This window comes from Streptomyces graminilatus, from assembly GCF_001418565.1.
GTDB lineage: Bacteria > Actinomycetota > Actinomycetes > Streptomycetales > Streptomycetaceae > Streptomyces > Streptomyces graminilatus.
The window spans coordinates 1-1,374 of the sequence record NZ_LIQQ01000617.1 but is presented as its reverse complement, the minus strand read 5'-3'; the positions used below and the strand labels follow the sequence as shown (position 1 = coordinate 1,374).

1 protein-coding gene is annotated in these 1,374 nt (G+C 71.1%); it reads left to right on the top strand.

Features of this window, described 5'->3' with window-relative positions:
• Positions 1-42: 42 nt before the first annotated feature.
• Positions 43-1,374 (top strand): YfjI family protein (locus tag AOK08_RS38370; protein WP_241827281.1); only part of this gene is annotated, 1,332 nt, incomplete at its 3' end.

Below are 1,374 nucleotides of genomic sequence, written 5' to 3'. Positions count from 1 at the left end.
GTAGACGCCCTGCCCCCCTGGCTGGCCAACATGGTCCGTGGCGTGGCCGAGGAGACCCAGACCCCCGCCGACCTCGCGGGATGTCTCGCGCTCGCCGTCATCGCCACCGCCGCAGGCGGACGCGTCAAGGTGTGCGTACGCGGCCACTGGCGCGAGCCCGTCAACATCTACACCGCCGTCGCCCTGGACCCCGGCAACCGCAAAAGCGCCGTGTTCGACCTGATGGTGCGTCCTCTGCTCGCCACCGAGAAAGCGCTCATCGAGCTGTCCGGACCCGTGCGGGCAGAGGCGGAGACCACCATCCGGCTCGCCAAATCGGCGGCGGACAAGGCAGCGGGCAGGGCTGCGGGAGCCGAACCCGACCAGCGGGCCGCACTCACCGCAGAGGCGGTCCAACTCGCACAGGCCGTGGACGAGATGAGCGTTCCGGCCGTGCCGCAGCTCGTGGCGGACGACGTGACCCCGGAGAACATCGGCACCCTGCTCTACGAGCAGGGCGGGCGGATCTCCTGCCTGAGTGCCGAGGGCGAACTGTTCGACATCATCGCCGGCCGCTACAGCGGCAAGCCCAACATGGGCATGTTCCTCAAAGGCCACGCGGGAGACATGATCCGCGTCAACCGCCAGGGGCGCGAAGCTCAGCACATCGACGTCCCCGCCGTCACCATCGGCCTCGCCGTCCAACCGGAAGTCCTGGACGCCCTGTCCCGTATCGACGGCGCGGACGGCCGTGGCCTGCTCGCCCGCTTCCTGTACGCCAAGCCGCTCTCCCTGGTCGGACGCCGCAACCTCTCGCCCGATCTCCTCGACGAGCAGGTGGCCGCCACCTACGCGCAGCGGCTCGGAGGCCTCACCCTGACCCTGGCCGGCTGGACCGACCCCGCCCTGCTCCAGCTCACCCCCGAGGCGGACGCGGTCCTGCTCGCCTTCCAGAAGGTCACCGAGTCCCGGCTCGGACCGGACGGGAGCTACGCGTCGATCGTGAAATGGGCGTCCAAGCGGGACGGCGCCGTCGCCCGCATCGCCGGTCTGCTGCACCTGGCCGCGCACACCGAGGACGTCTGGCACCAGCCGATCGACGCAGCGACCATGGCCGCCGCCACCACGCTGGGCGACTACTTCACCGCGCACGCCCTGGACGTGTTCGACACCATGAGCGCCGACCCCGCCCACGACGCCGCCCTCGATGTCCTCGCGCAGCTCGTCACGGCCGGCCTCGCGCAGTTCACCAAGCGGGAACTCTTCCGCATGCTGCGGCGGGCCGACTTCCCCGCCATCGGCGACCTTGACCCCGTGCTCGCCCTGCTCGAAGAACACGGGTGGATCCGCCAGGTTCCCCCGCCCCCACGCACCGGACGCGGTGGCCGGCCACCG